Below are 1,981 nucleotides of genomic sequence, written 5' to 3' on the forward strand. Positions count from 1 at the left end.
CCGGTGCGCCGGACGTCCGGGCCGCCGCTTCCGACGCCTCGGGTCCCGGCGTCTCGGGCTCCGGGGCCGTGCCCTCGTCGGAACCGGTACGGACGGACGCGTCGGCCTCGGCCGTCCCGACTGGCTCGGTCCGGTCCGCGGCCTCCGGGGCGTTGTCAGCCTCCGGGGCGTCGCCAGCCTCCGGGGCGTCGTCCTCGGGGGCATCCGTCTCGGGCCCGTCGGAGGCGGCAGCCTCAGCGGCCTCGCCCCCGGAACCACCGGAGCCCCCGGAACCGGTCCTGGAACCGGACCCGGACCCCGTCCGGCTGTCCGACGCCGCTGCGGGCTCCCGCTCCGCCGAGGCGTTCTGATCCCCCTCCGAGGCGCTCTCCGCACCCCGGGGCTCCTCGGCCCCGTCATCGGACGTGAAGGCGCTCCTGGAGCCCCCTGCGGCCTCCTTGGCGTCACCGGCGGTCCGGCCGCCGTCGTCGCAGCCGTCCTTCCCGGTACCCACGTCCGCGGACTCCGGCGAGCGGAAGACCGCCGTCGCGTCGTCCGGGCCGATGCCCGCCGCCCTGCCCGTCGCACTCCCGGCACCCGCCGAGGCGGCCGGTTCACGGAACACGGCGAAACGCGGATCGCGCTCCTCAGCCGTCCCCGACGACTTCCGCTGCTCCGACTTGTCGGGGGACTCGCCCGCCACCGATGCCTCCTCATGCGCCGCGGGGAACAAGCCCGCACTGTCCGAACCGTCTCCCAGTGTCCTGTGTGGAACCTGGGCTCGGCTGCTAGACGGGAACGACATACCTAACGGTTCCCTCACAAAGCACCCAGGCACCCTCGACAGACCAATGTGAGAGGGGTCACCCTGTCATTCATCCACGCGGGGAGGCATGGATGGGCAGGAGCCGCAGAACAATTCCGGAGGAGCTTCTGCTGCTCGCTCTGGACCCGACCACGGGTACCACAGCGCAGCCGCAGTCGCTCGACCTCGGCCTGGCCGGGGCACAGCTAGTAGAGCTGGCTCTGGCAGGACGGATAGCCCCTGACGGGGATCGTATCGCCGTGGTGATGCCACGGCCGACAGGAGATCCGACTCTGGACTCCGCGCTGGAACTGCTGCGCCGTCGCGGCAGCCCGGTCCGGGCCGTCCACTGGATCGGCGGACCCCGGCTGGGGCTCCGCCAGATCTATCTCGCCCATCTGGAGCGGTGCGGCATGGTGCATGCCGTGGCGGGCCAGATGTGCGGAGTGCTGCCGACGACTCGCTACCAGGCGACGGACACGGCGGTCAGCCGGGACATCAGGACCCGGCTGGACAGTGCGATCCGCACCGGCGTACCGCCGGACCCGCGGACCGCGGCGCTCGCCGCGCTGGCCCATGCGGTCGGACTCGGCAAGCACCTGTACCCCGGGAACGAGGGGCGCTCATCGCGCTCCCGGCTCCGGGACCTGATCAGACACGACCCCATGGGCGGTCTCGTCGCGCATGCCGTGATGGACGTCCAGAACGGCGTGGCAGTCCAGCCACGGCGTAACCAGCAGGCGGCGGGCGTGCCGTTGCAGCCGCAACCACCAGCACGTCGCGGAGGCATGGCACACACCTCTGTCGTCCACTGACAACACTGACAGCACGACCGCGCGGACAGTTACGCGCGGCACAGTCAACCGCCGTACCGACGTCCCCACGACCCGGTTCGGGAGCCGCACCAGGCGCGGGGCAGCCGGACCCACCGGCTGTCCCGCGCTCTTGCGTGTTGGCGATTTCCCAGCGCGCCCGGTGCCATGGGTGGCAATCTGCTGAGCAGTAGACACGCACAGCTACAACAGCTGCATAGCCGGAGGTGCCGTTTCCGTGCCGACCAACGTCAATCCCACCGTCAGGCGACGCCGGTTGGGCCAGGAATTGCGCCGCCTGCGCGAGATCAAGGGCATGACGGCCGAGGAGGTGGCGGAGCGGCTGCTGGTCTCGCAGTCGAAGATCAGCCGCCTGGAGAACGGC

At 71.4% G+C, this 1,981-nt stretch carries 2 protein-coding genes and 1 pseudogene; 2 read left to right on the forward strand and 1 reads right to left on the reverse strand.

From position 1 onward, the window contains the following. Positions 1 to 682, reverse strand: a pseudogene (locus tag IH13_RS39730) (D-alanyl-D-alanine carboxypeptidase); the annotation flags it as partial. Between the two features lie 194 nt (positions 683 to 876). Here IH13_RS39730 and IH13_RS0115815 point away from each other — a divergent pair. Continuing rightward, the gene (locus IH13_RS0115815) at positions 877 to 1,599 is read left to right on the forward strand and encodes a GOLPH3/VPS74 family protein (RefSeq protein WP_031084906.1); all 723 of its coding nucleotides are present in this window, start codon (positions 877 to 879) and stop codon (positions 1,597 to 1,599) included. A 235-nt stretch (positions 1,600 to 1,834) separates the two neighbouring features. Beyond that, a partial coding sequence (locus tag IH13_RS40880; protein WP_158791188.1) for a helix-turn-helix domain-containing protein occupies positions 1,835 to 1,981 on the forward strand: 147 nt, incomplete at its 3' end.

The organism is Streptomyces sp. NRRL WC-3549 (assembly GCF_000721935.1).
GTDB lineage: Bacteria > Actinomycetota > Actinomycetes > Streptomycetales > Streptomycetaceae > Streptomyces.